Below are 13,578 nucleotides of genomic sequence, written 5' to 3' on the forward strand. Positions count from 1 at the left end.
CCTTCCTACCGGCCTCGCTCGGGCTAGACCGTACTGGCGATCCAGCCGATCGTCTCGGTGGTGTGGGGGCCGTCGGAGAGCGGCCTTCCGACGCCCACCAGTTCATTGATCCGGATCTTGAAGCCGGTGGTGGTGACATCGGCGATCCGCAGGCCCGGGGTGTCCGGGCCGTTGAACGTCTGGACGAACGGGATGACGACGACCTCGGAGTTCGCCGGAAACGGCGAGGGGAACGTGACCTGCGTGAAGGTGGCGGTGTTCCCGCCCGTGGTGGCCGAGGGGCTGGTGGAGCCCAACTGCAACTGACCGGTCTGGAGCATGCTCATGGCTGCTGCCTCTCCCTGTGCGCCTCTACGGCTGCGCGGCTGTGCGCCCGCCTGTACGGCCGTGCCCCGGTGACGCGGCCAGGGATGGGGTGCCCGGGAGGATGCCCGTTTAGAGCGGGGGTCGCCGGTGCGGGGTAAAGCACCGCGTGCGCCCTTTCGGCGCGGCCGTGCGCCCACGGGGAGCGCGGGCCGCGTCGCCCGCGACCCCCGTGCGGCGCACCGGCTTCCCCCGCACGCCCGCCGCCAGGGGGTCCCTAGAGCGGGACCGCGACCCCCGTGAACGTGGTCGTGGGCAGTTGCGGGCTGGTGAAGCGGGCGTTGACCAGGTACAGGCGGTTGCCGTGGCGGGCGGCCGTGGTGGGGACGTCGAAGCGGGGGTCGGTGATCGTACGGCGGAGGGTGGCGCGGGTGCGGGCGAGGTCCAGGTCCCAGACGGAGACCAGGTTGTGCCGGTTCTGGACGACGTAGAGGGTGGAGCCGATCCGGAGCAGGCCGTCGCCGTAGAGGACCGAGTCGGCGCCGGTGAGGGTGAGGCGGCGGGCCACGCCGGTGCGCAGGGAGACGCGGTAGAGCGCGCCCGGGTTGCTCTGGACGACGATCAGGTCCTTGCCGTCCGGGGTGGCGACGATCCCGTTGGCGTTGTTGATGTCGGGGATCTGGACCCAGTCGCCGGTCAGAGGGAGTTCGCGGACGCCTGGTGTGCTCCGGCCGCCGCGCGGGACGCCGTACAGGACCGGGTTGCGGGAGTCCGTGAACCAGGCGCGGTCGCCGGTGAGGATCACATCGTTGATGAAGGTGGGGGTGGCGGTGCTGAGGGTGTGGGTGGTGCGCAGGCTGCCGGTGCGGGCGTCGACGAGGCGGGCGGTGCCGCTCGCGCCTCCGGCGAGGTAGAGCGTGCCGTCACCGTCGAGCTTGAGGCCGATGGTGGCCGTGCCGGGGGCGCCCGGGTGGAGGATCTCGCCGGTGCCCGTGCGCAGATCGGTGCGCAGGACGGCGCCGTTGGCGCGGGAGCCCAGGTAGGCGTAGGGGCGGCTGCCGATGGTGATGCCCTCGGGGAGGAAGCCGTCGGGGAGGGGGAACTCCGTCGGCCAGGGGGCTCGGGACGGGGCGGCGGTGGCGGTGGTGGCAGTGGTGGCGGTGGCTGCGGCCAGGGTCGCGGCGGTCAGTCCGGTGAGGAGCGCGCGGCGGGTGGTCCGGGTCATGGGGCATGCCTCCGGGGGTGAGGTGGGGGGTGGGACTCGGGGTGGCGCCTGCGGTGTCTGCCGGGTCAACGCCCTTGCTCCCGCTGGGAGTTCCCCCGCGCCCCACCCTTCACTCGCCGGTGTCCAAGCCCCTACGCGCGGAACGGGCCGGTGACCTCGTAGGTGATGCCGCCGGAGGAGCTGCCGCTGGTGCCGCGCTGGCTGGAGAAGTAGAGGCGGCGGCCGTCGGGGGAGAACGCGGGGCCGGTGATCTCCGAGGCGGACTGGCCGTCGATACGGAGGAACGGGGCGATGACATCGGCGGGGGTGATCACGCAGATCTCCATGGTGCCGCCGTCCTCGGCGACGTAGAGATCGCCGGAGGCCGCGCCGGTGATGTTGTCGACGCCGGTCAGGGGGGCGGTGCCGGAGGTGACGAGGGAGTCGTCGTAGGCCAGCTCGTAGGTGTTGGTGGTGAGGTTGAGCTGCCAGACGCGGTTGTCGCCCTTGGTGGTGAACCAGACGGTGTCGTCGGCGTAGTGGCAGCCCTCGCCGCCGTTGAAGGACTTGGAGCCGGAGACCTGGGTGCGGGTGGTGGTCGGGGAGCCGTCGGGGTCGGGGACGTTGGCCCAGGTGAAGGAGCCGGAGGTGGCGGTTCCGGCCACCATCACCTGGAGGGTGCCGGCGGAGAGGTCGCCCCAGGTCGCCGGGACGAAGCGGTAGAAGCGGCCGTTGGTCTCGTCCTCGGTGAGGTAGACGACCCGGCGGACCGGGTCCGCGGCGGCGGCCTCGTGTTTGAAGCGGCCCATGGCGTCCCGGCGGACGGCCGCGGCGACGCCCCAGGGGTCGGTCTCATAGACGTAGCCGAGGGACACCTCCTCGCAGGACAGCCAGGTGTTCCAGGGGGTCTTGCCGCCCGCGCAGTTGGTACGGGTGCCGGAGAGGATCCGGTACGCGGCGGTGACCGTGCCGGTCGCCGAGAATTTCACCGCGCTCACCCCGCCGGAGGGGTTGATCTCGGAGTTGGACACATAGATCCAGCCGCTGCCGTCGGTGTAACAGGCACCGCCGTCGGGGGCGTTGTGCCAGGTGTACGAGGTGCCGGGGACCGTCTGGCCCGAGCGGGCGATCACTCGGCTGGTGAACCCGCTGGGCAGTCTGATGCCGTTGGCGTCCGGCGCGCCGAGGGCCCCGTAGGGGCCGGTGCCGGGCTGGGCGGGGGCCGCGTAGGCGGCGCCGCGCCACAGACTGCCGCCGAAGGCGGCGGCGGAGCCGCCGAGGACGGCCGCACGCAGAAGGTGACGACGTTCCACTCTCACTCCAAGGGGTGCCGTGACCGGTCCCGCCACCGGCCGGTGGCGGGGTGGTGCGGTCCGGGACGTTAGGCGAGCGGGATGGACAAGTCATGGACATGCCGTGACGGAAGCGGGGCGGTCGGCGGGCGGGCCCCGATACTCACTCCGACGCTCACCCGGACCCTCACCCGATGGGGCGAAGCAGGCCCCCGGAAGGGCTGTGTCCGCGACGGCTCCGGGCACCCTGACGACCAGGGCGGCGACCTGCCCCGCCCCCCTCTCCCCTCCCCCACGGCCAGGAGCTGCGATGACGACGACCACGGTGTCGATCGACCCGGACCACTGCATCGGCGCGGGCAACTGCTATCTCACCGCCCCGGGTGTGTTCGACCAGGACGAGGACGGCTTCGGGACGGTCCGCCCCGGCCGGGCCGACGGCGGCGGCGACCCCCTGCTGCGGGAGGCCGCCCGGGGCTGCCCGGCACAGGCGATCAGCGTCCGCGAGGAGTAGAGGAGTAGAGGAGTAGCCGGGTACTCCCGGAGACGGAGCCGGGCACGCCCGGACCCTCGCCCGTGAAGGCGCAGGGGCGGCACCCCCGCCCAGGAAGGCGCAGGGGCGGCACCCCCGCACAAGGGTGCCGCCCCCTCTTCTCCCACCGGAGGGTTCAGCGGTGGTCGCTCCCCTGGGCCTGCGATGCCGCCCGGCCCGCCTCCAGCCGGGCCACCGGGATGCGGAACGGCGAGCAGGAGACGTAGTCGAGGCCCACCTCGTGGAAGAAGTGGACGGACTCCGGGTCGCCGCCGTGCTCGCCGCAGACGCCGAGTTTGAGGTCGGGGCGGGTGGCGCGGCCGGCCTTCGCGGCGAGTTCGACCAGGGAGCCGACGCCGTCGCGGTCGATGGTCTCGAAGGGGGAGACCCCGAAGATGCCCTTCTCCAGGTACGCGGTGAAGAAGGACGCCTCGACGTCGTCGCGGCTGAAGCCCCACACCGTCTGGGTGAGGTCATTGGTGCCGAACGAGAAGAACTGGGCGGCCTCGGCGATCTGACCGGCGGTCAGCGCGGCGCGCGGGAGTTCGATCATCGTGCCGATGGTGAGCTTGAGGGAGGTGCCGGTGGCGGCCTCCACCTCGGCGATCACCCGGTCCGCCTCGTCCTTCACGATCTCCAGCTCCTGGACCGTGCCGACCAGCGGGATCATGATCTCGGCGCGCGGGTCGCCCTTGGCCGCCTTGCGGGCCGCCGCCGCCTCGGCGATGGCGCGGACCTGCATGGTGAACAGGCCGGGGATGACCAGGCCGAGGCGGACCCCGCGCAGGCCCAGCATCGGGTTCTGCTCGTGGAGGCGGTGGACGGCCTGGAGGAGGCGCAGCTCGTTCTCGTGCGGCTCCTGGCGGGACTCGGCGAGGGCGACCCGGACGGAGAGTTCGGTGATGTCGGGGAGGAACTCGTGCAGCGGCGGGTCCAGGAGGCGGACGGTGACCGGGAGGCCGTCCATGGCCTCGAAGAGTTCCACGAAGTCGCGCTTCTGGAGCGGCAGCAGGGCCTTCAGGGACTCCTCGCGCTCCTCGTCGTGGTCGGCGAGGATCAGCCGCTCGACCAGTTCGCGGCGGTCGCCGAGGAACATGTGCTCGGTGCGGCACAGGCCGATGCCCTGGGCCCCGAAGCGGCGGGCGCGCAGCGCGTCCTCGGCGTTGTCGGCGTTGGCCCGGACCCGCAGGCGGCGCTTGCGGTCGGCGAAGGCCATGATCCGGTGGACGGCCTCGACGAGTTCGTCGGCGTCGTCGGCGCCCGCGTGCATCCGGCCCTCGAAGTACTCGACCACCGGGGACGGCACGACCGGTACCTCGCCGAGGTAGACCTTGCCGGAGGAGCCGTCGATGGAGATGAGGTCGCCCTCCTCCACCACCTGCCCGCCGGGCACGGTCATCCGGCGGCGCTTGGTGTCGACCTCCAGCTCCTCCGCGCCGCACACACAGGTCTTGCCCATGCCCCGGGCGACCACGGCCGCGTGGGAGGTCTTGCCGCCGCGGGAGGTGAGGATGCCCTCGGCGGCGATCATGCCGTCCAGGTCGTCGGGGTTGGTCTCCCGGCGGACCAGGATGACCTTCTCCCCGGAGCGGGACCACTTCACCGCGGTGTACGAGTCGAAGACCGCCTTGCCGACCGCCGCGCCCGGTGAGGCGGCGATGCCCCGGCCGACCTGCTGGACCTTGGCCTCGTCGTCGAAGCGGGGGAACATGAGCTGGGCGAGCTGGGCGCCGGTGACGCGCTGGAGCGCCTCGGCCTCGTCGATCAGACCCTGGTCCACGAGCTGGGTGGCGATCCGGAAGGCGGCCCCGGCGGTGCGCTTGCCGACCCGGGTCTGGAGCATCCAGAGCTGACCGCGCTCGATGGTGAACTCGATGTCGCAGAGGTCCTTGTAGTGGTTCTCCAGGGTCTCCATGATCCGCATGAGCCGGTCGTAGGACTGCTGGTCGATCCGCTCCAGCTCCGCGAGCGGGACGGTGTTGCGGATCCCGGCGACGACGTCCTCGCCCTGGGCGTTCTGGAGGTAGTCGCCGTAGACGCCCTGGTAGCCGGAGGCGGGGTCGCGGGTGAAGGCGACGCCGGTGCCGGAGTCGGGGCCGAGGTTGCCGAAGACCATGGAGCAGACGTTGACGGCGGTGCCGAGGTCGTGCGGGATGCGCTCCTGGCGGCGGTAGAGCTTGGCGCGGTCGCCGTTCCAGGAGTCGAAGACGGCCTGGATGGCGAGGTCCATCTGCTCACGCGGCTCCTGCGGGAAGTCCCGCCCGGCCTCCTTCTTGACGATCCTCTTGAAGGCGGTGACGAGCTTCTTGAGGTCGGCGGCCTCCAGCTCGGTGTCGACCGTGACCTTCTTGCCCGCCTTGGCCTTCTCCAGCGCCTCCTCGAAGAGGTCGCCGTCGACGCCGAGGACGGTCTTGCCGAACATCTGGATGAGGCGGCGGTAGGAGTCCCAGGCGAACCGCTCGTCCCCGGCCTGCTTGGCGAGCCCCTGCACGGACGCGTCGGAGAGCCCGATGTTCAGGACGGTGTCCATCATCCCCGGCATGGAGAACTTGGCGCCGGAGCGTACGGAGACCAGCAGGGGGTCGTCGGCCTGGCCGAGCTTCTTGCCCATCCGCTGCTCCAGCGCGTCGAGGTGCGCGCTCACCTCGTCACGGAGTGCCGCGGGCTCGTCGCCGCTGTCGAGGTAGACCTTGCACGCCTCGGTGGTGATGGTGAACCCGGGCGGAACCGGAAGGCCCAGGTTTGTCATCTCCGCGAGGTTTGCACCCTTACCGCCGAGAAGGTCCTTGAGGTCCTTGTTGCCCTCGGTGAAGTCGTAAACGAACTTGGTGTTTTCCGACACGGGTCCCAACTCCTCGGAGGACGCGGTGGCTGCCCTGACGGCGAGGAACATACCCAGATCCAAGGCGTCTGGGGAGGTCCACTTGCGCGTCATGCGCCCGTAACCGGGCATCCGCCACAGGATCGAAAGTCAAGGCTTGGCAAGAAATCGGGCGGGGATGTGTTCACTTCTTGAAGCCGGATCGCGCCCTCACGGCCCCATTGCGCTCGAATGAGCGGCTTGCGGCACGCCTGAGTTCGCCCGATGAACGATCATCGATTGGCACTCAGTGCCACTCTTTGAGAAATGCAGTCGCCCATGATCCGCTCATCTGAGCGCAAGCCTTATCAAGGGTGGCGAGAATCACGCCGTCGGGGCACCCGTCCGGGCGACCGGATATCACCATGCGGACGCCCGGCGATCCCTCGTCATCGGGCGGAAACCTGCTGCCTCTCATGCACCGAGCGTGCGCTCGGCCACCGGGCCCCGCAACCTCGCCGACTGGGCCGCACCACCTCGCCCACCGGGCCGCACCACCCTGCCGACCGGCCCTGCAACCTTGGCCACCGGGCCACACCACCCCGCCGACCGGCCCCGCGACCTCGCCCACCGGCCCGGCAACCTCGCCATCGCCCGGCCGCGCGGCTACCGCTCCGCTCCGGCTACCGCTCCCTACACCCCCAGCGCCCGCAGCCGCTCCTCCGCCCGCTCCGGGGCGTACAGGTGCTCCACCACCAGCGCCCCGGCCCCGACCAGTGCCGCCCGGTCGCCCAGGCGGGAGGTCAGGACCTCCAGGTGGGCGGTGGAGCGGGGCAGGGCCCGCTGGTACAGCAGCTCCCGCACCCCGGTCAGGAACGGAATCCCGGCCAGGTCCCCGGCAACCATCAGCACCCCGGGGTTGAGCAGCGTCACCACCGTCGCCAGCACCTCCCCCACACTGCGCCCGGCCTCCCGGGCCAGCGCCGCCGCCTCCGGGTGCCCGGCGGCGAGCAGCTCGCGCACATCCGAGCCGGACGCCGCGGGCACCCCGGCCTCGGCCAGCCGCCGGGCCACCGCGCCCCCGCTGGCGACCGCCGCCAGACAGCCGTACGAACCGCATCGGCACAGCGCCTTCGCACCCTGCGGGACGCGGATGTGGCCGATGTCGCCAGCGCCGCCGTCGATGCCCCGGAACAGGGCGCCGTCGACCACGACGCCGGCGCCTATGCCGGTGGAGACCTTGACCAGCACGAAGGCCGCGCAGCCCGGGTGCCCGGCGCGCTGCTCGCCGTAGGCCATCAGATTGGCGTCGTTGTCGACCAGGACCGGGACGGGGGCGGTGGAGCCGGTGTGGTCGGCGAAGGAGCGGGCCAGGCGGCCCCTTATGTCGTAGCCGTCCCAGCCCGGCATCATCGGGGGCTCCACCACCCGGCCGGTGCCGGACTCCACCGGGCCGGGCACCGCGAGGCCGATGCCGCAGACCTCCTCGGGGAGCCGCCCGGCCTTGCGCAGCAACTCGGCCAGCCGCCCGCCGAGTTCACCGAGCACCGGCTCCGGGCCCTCCTCCACCACCAGGGTGCCGCCGCTCTCCGCGAGGATCTCGCCGGTCAGGGTGAGCAGGGCGGTACGGGCGTGCCGGGTGTCGAGGTCGGCGGCGAGGACCACCGCGTGCTCGGCGTCGAACTCCAGGGTGATGGAGGGGCGCCCGCCGAGCGGAGAACCGACCGGGCCGCCCGCGCCCTCGCGCAGCCAGCCCGCGCGGAAGAGACGGTCGAGGCGCTGCCCGACCGTGGCCCGGGAGAGTCCGGTGGCCTGCTGGAGGGCACCTCGGGTGACGGCACGGCCGCTGCGGACGAGTTCCAGCAGGTCACCGGCGCTGGTCTGAGTCCCGTTCCGCGTGCCGTTCCGAGTCCCGTTCCGACCGTTCATGCGCACCCCCTTGTGTTTCCCAAGTCTGCATTACATCCTGGGTTTTGCGTGTTAAATAGACGTAACTCTACGATGGCCCAGACCGAACCGACCCGACCGGATGTCTTTCGGGGAGCCCCGAGTGGATCGCACCGCCCAACTCACCGCCCGACCTGCGCATCGAGAGATCGCATACGATCCACCGCCGCCGCCCGGTTCGCCCCGGCTTGCGGCGGCCCGCGTCCTGGAGCGGAACTGGACCGGGACCTCGACCGTGCCGTCCCGCTCGCTGTATCCGCACCAGTGGTCCTGGGACTCCGCGTTCATCGCGATCGGGCTGCGGCATCTGTCGCCGTTACGCGCCCAGACCGAGCTGGAGACCCTGTTCCGCGCCCAGTGGGGTGACGGCCGCGTCCCGCACATCGTCTTCAACCCCTCCGTGCCGCTCGACGCGTACTTCCCGAGCCCCGACTTCTGGCGCTCCTCGACGGCGGGGCGGACCGCGGGCGCTCCGGGAACCGTACAAACATCCGGGATCGTGCAGCCACCGGTGCACGCGCTGGCGGTCTGGCTGACCCATCTGGCCGATCCCGGCCTGTCCCGCGCGCGCGGGTTTCTCACCGGCATGTACCCGAAGCTCGCCGCCTGGCACCGCTATCTGCTGCACCGGCGGGATCTGGGCGGTGGCGGGCTGGCGTCCGTCGTCCACCCCTGGGAGCAGGGCATGGACAACAGCCCCGCCTGGGACGCCCCGCTGGCCCGGGTGGTGCCCGCCCCGGCCCGTTCCTTCCGCCGCGCCGACCTCGACCACGGCGCCCCCGAGGACCGCCCGACCGACCTGGACTACGGCCGGTACGTCCGGCTGGCGGCGGACTACCGGGACGGGGGGTACGCGGACGCGCCGAGCGCGTTCATGGTGGAGGACCCCGCGTTCAACGCCCTGCTGATCGCCTCCGAGCACGCCCTCGCCCGTATCGCCCGCGAACTGGGCGCCAGCGGCACCGCCCGCCACGCCCGCGCGGAGCGCCTCACGGCGGTGCTGATCGAGCGGCTGTGGGACCCGGCGGCGGGGATGTTCCTGTGCCGGGATCTGCGGGGCGGGCAGGACCTGCCCAGTCGGCGGGATCTGCCGGGCGGGCGCGGCGATCTGCCGGGGGGCCGGGATCTTCCGAGTGGGCGCGACCTGCCGAGTGGCCGGGACTTGCGGGGCGGGCGCGACCTGCCCGGTGGCCGGGATCTGCCCGGTGGGCGCGACCTGCCCGGTGGCCAGGGCCTGCCGAGTGCCCGGGAGCCGCGCGGCGCGCTCATCCCCGAGCGCGGGGTGTCCGGGCTGATCCCGCTGCTGCTGCCCGAGCTGCCGCGCGAGATCGGCGGCGCCCTGCTGCGCACCCTGACCGGACCGCACTTCGGGCTGGGCGCCGGCACCCGGCTGGTGCCCAGCTACGACCTGCTCGGGGAGTCCTTCGACCCGCACCGCTACTGGCGCGGGCCGGCCTGGTTCAACACCGGCTGGCTCCTGGAGCGGGGCCTGCGCGTCCACGGCGAGGCCCGGCGGGCGGACGCCCTGCGGACGGCCCTCGTGGACAGCGCCCTGACATCCGGATTCGCCGAGTACGTCGACCCGTACACCGGCGAGCCCTGCGGCGCGGCCGGCTTCGGCTGGACCGCCGCGCTCACGCTCGACCTGCTGCACGCCATGGAACCGGCCGCGGAGAACCCGGCGGCCGACGGAGCCGAGGGAGGGGACCGGCCATGACGGACCGGCATCATCTGCTCGTGTACGGCGGGACGTTCGCCGCCGTCGACGACAGCGGGGACATCAGCGGTGTCCGGCACGGCGGCTCCCCCGAGGGTCTGTTCGTGCGGGACGCCCGGCATCTGAGCCGCTGGCAGCTCACCGTCGACGGGGCGGTGCCCGAGACGCTCGCGCCGGTCGGCGGCGGCGACACCGCGCGCTGTGTCCTCGTTCCGCGCGGAGGCCGCACCGAGCCGCCCGCCTGCACCCTGTTCCGGGAGCAGGCGGTCGCGGAGAGCGCCTTCGTGGAGTCGCTGCGGGTGACCAGCAACCGCCCGGTGCCGGTCACGGTACGGGTGGCGCTCACCGTCGACGCCGACTTCACCGACCAGTTCGAACTCCGCTCCGACCACCGCACCTACGCCAAGACAGGCGCGGTGCGGCGGCGCGAGATCCTCGACGACGGGGTGGAGTTCGGCTACCGGCGCGGCGAATGGCGCTCCAGTACGACGGTCACCGCCGAGCCCGCCCCGGACGCGGTGGAGGAGACCGGTACCGGCGCCCGGCGCCTGGTCTGGACCCTGGAGCTGCCCGCGCACGGCACCGCCGAGCTGCTGCTGCGGGTGATGGCCCGGCCGCACGGCGAGAAGCGGGCGCTGCGGGTGCCGCGCTCCCCGCGCGGGGTGACCGAGCGGGTCCGGGCGCGGGAGGCCGCGTTCATGGAGGGCGTCGCCTTCCCGACCGACTGGCCGGACCTGGCCGCGGCCTGTACCCGGGGCCTGGCGGACCTGGCCATACTGCATGTCCCCGCGACCGGCCCGGACGGCGAGGAACTCCAGGTCCCGGCCGCCGGAGCCCCCTGGTTCCTGAGCCTGCTCGGCCGGGACGCCCTCCTCACCTCCCTCTTCGCCCTCCCCTACCGCCCCCAGTTGGCCGCCGCCACGCTCCCCGCGCTCGCCGCGACCCAGGCGACGGACACCGTCACCGAGTCGGTCGCCCAGCCCGGCAAGATCGTGCACGAGGTGCGCCACGGCGAGCTGGCCCACTTCGGCCAGGTGCCCTACGGCCGCTACTACGGCTCGGTCGACGCCACCCCCCTCTTCCTGGTGCTGCTCGGCGCGTATGTGGAGCAGACCGGCAACGGGGTACTGGCCCGGCGCCTGGAACCGCACGCCCGCGCCGCCGTCGGCTGGATGCTGGACCACGGCGGGCTGACCTCGCGCGGCTATCTCGTCTACCGCGCCGACCGCGGCGGCCTCGCCAACCAGAACTGGAAGGACTCCCCCGGCGCGATCTGCGCCGCCGACGGCACCCGTCCGACCGGCCCGGTGATGGCGGCGGGCGCCCAGGGCTACGCGTACGACGCCCTGCGCCGCACGGCGTGGCTGTCGCGCACGGTGTGGGGCGACGAGGTGTACGCGGCGCTGCTCGAACAGGCGGCGGCGGATCTGCGGGACCGTTTCCAGCGGGACTTCTGGATGGAGGACCGGGCGTTCCCGGCGCTGGCGCTGGACGGCGAGGGCCGGGCCCTGAACGCGCTGGCCTCCGACGCCGGGCATCTGCTCTGGTCGGGGCTGCTCGACAAGGAGTACGGGGAGGCGGTCGGACGGCGGCTGCTGGAGCCCGACTTCTTCTCCGGCTGGGGTGTGCGGACCCTGGCGGCCGGGCAGCCGGCCTACCACCCGCTCTCCTACCACCGCGGTTCGGTGTGGCCGCACGACAACGCGCTGATCACCCTGGGCCTGGCCCGCTACGGGCTGCACGACGAGGCGCGGACGGTGGCGCAGGGCGTGGTGGCGGCGGCGGTCGCGATGGGCGGCCGGCTGCCCGAGGTGTACGCCGGGTACGAGCGGGGGGCGGGCGAGGGTCCGGTGCCGTACGCACACGCGTGCGTCCGGGAGTCCCGGGCGGCGGCCTCGCCGCTGGGGCTGCTGACGGCGGTGGGGGGCGGCGTCTAGGGGTACGCCGGGGGCTTTCCGAAAGAACGGCGACGTGGTGAACGTGCCGCAGGGGGCGTCCGTACGGAACGGTGTCGAGTCATGACGTGATCGTGACCGTGACCGTGCGGAAGGACCCCTGTGGTGGCCGTACTCGCTCATCTGCTCCCCCATCTGTCGCGGCCCCGGCGGATCGTACGGCGCTGGCTCCGGGCGCGTCCCGGGGTGGCGCGGGGCTGCCGGGCGGCGCTCACCTCGGGGGCCGCACTGCTCCTCTTCCTGGCCTCGGTGCTGCCGAACGCGGCGCAGGACATGCGGCCGGCCGCGTTCGCGCGGATCCCGGCGGAGCCGATCGTCGCGGCGGCGGTGCTGCTGGCGCTGCCGCGCCGGGCGCGGCTGTGGGTGGCGGGGGCGACCGGGGCCGGGCTCGGCGCGGTGACCGTGGTGAATCTGCTGGACCTGGGGTTCGGCGAGTACCTGGGGCGCGGCTTCAACCCGGTGCTGGACTGGGGCCTGCTGGACGACGCCCACGCCTACCTGGTCGACACCATGGGCCGTACCGCCACCTGGGTCGCCACGGTGGGGGCGGTGGCGGGCGCGGTGGTCCTGGTGGCGGCGACCGGGGCGGCGGCCGTCCGGCTGGCCCGGCTCCTCGGCCACCACCAGGGGGCGGTGCACCGGGGGGCGCTGGTCGCGGCGACCGCCTGGATCTGCTGCGCCACGCTGGGGGCCCAGTGGGCCGGGGTGCCGGTGGCCGCGGACCGGGCGCGGGCGGCGGTGGAGGCGAAGGCGCACCTGGTGCGGTGGACGCTGGCGGACGAGGCGGAGTTCGCGAAGGAGGCGGGCACCGACCCCTACGGGGCGACCCCGGCGGACCTGCTGGTTCCGGAGCTGCGCGGCAAGGACGTCGTCTTCGCCTTCATCGAGAGCTACGGCCGGACGGCGATCGAGGACCCGGTGACCGCGCCCGGGGTCACCGGGACGCTGGCGGCCCGGGGCGAGGCGCTGGCGGCGGCCGGGTTCCGGGCGCGGAGCGGCTGGCTGACATCCTCGACGTTCGGCGGCAGCAGTTGGCTCGGCCACTCCACGTTTCTGTCCGGTCTGTGGATCGACAACCAGCAGCGGTACCGGACGGTGACGGCGGCGGACGACCGGCTGACCCTCACCAAGGTGTTCCAGCGGACGGGGGCGTGGGACACGGTCGGGGTGATGCCGGGGGTGCAGAAGGGCTGGCCCGAGCAGGACTTCTTCGGCCTGGACCGGGTGTACGACGCCTTCGAGCTGGGTTATGAGGGGCCGAAGTTCAGTTGGTCGACGATGCCGGACCAGTACGCGCTGGAGGCGTTCGAGCGCCTGGAGCACGGCAGGGAGCGGGAGCGGCCCCTGATGGCGGAGATCATCCTGACGTCCAGTCACCAGCCGTGGGCGCCGCTGCCGGAGAGGGTCGACTGGGACGGTCTCGGCGACGGCTCCCTCTACGGCCCCATCGAGGCGAAGGGCCACCGCCCCGCCGAGATCGCGCCCAGCGCCGCCCGCTCGAAGGAGGAGTACGGCAGGGCGGTGTCCTACTCGGTGACGAGCCTGACGGAATGGCTGGAGCGCTACGGGACGGACGACACCGTCCTGGTCTTCCTCGGCGACCACCAGCCCCTGGCCAAGGTCACCGGTCCCGACGCAAGCCGGGATGTCCCGGTCTCCGTCGTCACCAGGGATCCGGCGGTGCTGTCCCGGATCTCCAACTGGGGCTGGACGGAGGGGCTGCGGCCGGGGGCGGCGGCACCGGTGTGGCGGATGAGCGCGTTCCGGGACCGGTTCCTGGAGGCGTTCGGGTCGGTCGCGTCGGGTTGAGAGGGTGGGTGGAAAGGTG

At 73.0% G+C, this 13,578-nt stretch carries 9 protein-coding genes; 4 read left to right on the top strand and 5 right to left on the bottom strand.

Annotated elements, in window-relative coordinates:
- Positions 1–23: 23 nt before the first annotated feature.
- The 3 genes from AB0O01_RS04725 to AB0O01_RS04735 all read right to left on the bottom strand — a co-directional run bounded on the left by AB0O01_RS04725 (position 24) and on the right by AB0O01_RS04735 (position 2,820).
- Positions 24–326, bottom strand: coding sequence for a hypothetical protein (locus AB0O01_RS04725; protein WP_365310982.1), 303 nt, complete (start codon positions 324–326; stop codon positions 24–26).
- A gap of 254 nt (positions 327–580) precedes the next feature.
- Complete coding sequence (locus tag AB0O01_RS04730) at positions 581–1,528, bottom strand: superoxide dismutase (RefSeq protein WP_365310983.1); 948 nt, start codon at positions 1,526–1,528, stop codon at positions 581–583.
- 131 nt (positions 1,529–1,659) lie between these two features.
- On the bottom strand, positions 1,660–2,820 hold the full coding sequence (locus AB0O01_RS04735; protein ID WP_365310985.1) for an alkaline phosphatase PhoX: 1,161 nt from the start codon (positions 2,818–2,820) through the stop codon (positions 1,660–1,662).
- Between the two features lie 289 nt (positions 2,821–3,109).
- On the opposite strand from AB0O01_RS04735, the gene AB0O01_RS04740 reads away from it, so the two are divergent.
- Positions 3,110–3,313: a ferredoxin gene (locus AB0O01_RS04740; RefSeq protein ID WP_365310986.1), complete on the top strand. Its 204-nt coding sequence runs from the start codon at positions 3,110–3,112 to the stop codon at positions 3,311–3,313.
- A gap of 154 nt (positions 3,314–3,467) precedes the next feature.
- Here the strand turns inward: AB0O01_RS04740 and ppdK are convergent, their stop codons facing one another.
- Together ppdK and AB0O01_RS04750 are read right to left on the bottom strand one after the other, a co-directional pair.
- Complete coding sequence (ppdK, locus tag AB0O01_RS04745; protein WP_365310987.1) at positions 3,468–6,266, bottom strand: pyruvate, phosphate dikinase; 2,799 nt, start codon at positions 6,264–6,266, stop codon at positions 3,468–3,470.
- A gap of 558 nt (positions 6,267–6,824) precedes the next feature.
- Positions 6,825–8,060 (bottom strand): ROK family protein, encoded by a 1,236-nt coding sequence (locus AB0O01_RS04750; protein WP_365310988.1) that lies wholly within the window; start codon positions 8,058–8,060, stop codon positions 6,825–6,827.
- 121 nt (positions 8,061–8,181) lie between these two features.
- On the opposite strand from AB0O01_RS04750, the gene AB0O01_RS04755 reads away from it, so the two are divergent.
- From AB0O01_RS04755 to AB0O01_RS04765, 3 genes are all read left to right on the top strand, one after another.
- Positions 8,182–9,795, top strand: coding sequence for a hypothetical protein (locus tag AB0O01_RS04755; RefSeq protein ID WP_365310989.1), 1,614 nt, complete (start codon positions 8,182–8,184; stop codon positions 9,793–9,795).
- Positions 9,792–11,732: a glycogen debranching N-terminal domain-containing protein gene (locus AB0O01_RS04760; RefSeq protein ID WP_365310990.1), complete on the top strand. Its 1,941-nt coding sequence runs from the start codon at positions 9,792–9,794 to the stop codon at positions 11,730–11,732. The genes AB0O01_RS04755 and AB0O01_RS04760 overlap by 4 nt, the downstream gene beginning before the upstream one ends.
- Before the next feature lie 204 nt (positions 11,733–11,936).
- The gene (locus tag AB0O01_RS04765; RefSeq protein ID WP_365311245.1) at positions 11,937–13,559 is read left to right on the top strand and encodes a CDP-alcohol phosphatidyltransferase; all 1,623 of its coding nucleotides are present in this window, start codon (positions 11,937–11,939) and stop codon (positions 13,557–13,559) included.
- Positions 13,560–13,578: the final 19 nt, after the last annotated feature.

The organism is Streptomyces sp. NPDC093252 (genome assembly GCF_040683675.1).
Lineage (GTDB): Bacteria > Actinomycetota > Actinomycetes > Streptomycetales > Streptomycetaceae > Streptomyces.

Excerpts from the sequence above, each read along its gene's own strand:
- AB0O01_RS04725 (WP_365310982.1), bottom strand. The coding sequence starts at position 326 with ATGAGCATGCTCCAGACCGGTCAGTTGCAGTTGGGCTCCACCAGCCCC.
- AB0O01_RS04730 (WP_365310983.1), bottom strand. The coding sequence starts at position 1,528 with ATGACCCGGACCACCCGCCGCGCGCTCCTCACCGGACTGACCGCCGCG.
- AB0O01_RS04740 (WP_365310986.1), top strand. The coding sequence starts at position 3,110 with ATGACGACGACCACGGTGTCGATCGACCCGGACCACTGCATCGGCGCG.
- ppdK (WP_365310987.1), bottom strand. The coding sequence starts at position 6,266 with ATGACGCGCAAGTGGACCTCCCCAGACGCCTTGGATCTGGGTATGTTC.
- AB0O01_RS04750 (WP_365310988.1), bottom strand. The coding sequence starts at position 8,060 with ATGAACGGTCGGAACGGGACTCGGAACGGCACGCGGAACGGGACTCAG.
- AB0O01_RS04760 (WP_365310990.1), top strand. The coding sequence starts at position 9,792 with ATGACGGACCGGCATCATCTGCTCGTGTACGGCGGGACGTTCGCCGCC.